This window comes from Pelomicrobium sp. G1, from assembly GCF_051905455.1.
Taxonomy (GTDB): domain Bacteria; phylum Pseudomonadota; class Gammaproteobacteria; order Burkholderiales; family UBA6910; genus Pelomicrobium.
Window position 1 is genome coordinate 1 of sequence record NZ_JBQACR010000592.1, and the last position, 237, is coordinate 237.

Sequence of the window (237 nt, forward strand, 5' to 3'; positions counted from 1 at the left end):
TGCGCACCGGTGCGCTCGAAGGTATGTCTGACCATATCGTTGATCGGGCCGGTCTCGCCGCCAGGGCCGAACTTTAGCTTCTCGCGCAGGTACTGTTGGTTCAGGGCCCACGCCATAAGCGCTCCCCACTTGTCGGCCCACCGCTCAGGCCGATCCCAGTTCTCTAGGGTCATGCCTTCCGGGGCCATGTAGCCATCGAGGCTCAGGGCGATATTGACGAATACTTTGCTCACGTTC

General features: G+C 60.8%; 1 pseudogene. It reads right to left on the reverse strand.

The window, feature by feature from the left end:
• Positions 1-237 (reverse strand): annotated as a pseudogene (locus ACTFO6_RS19755) (dihydrofolate reductase family protein); the annotation flags it as partial.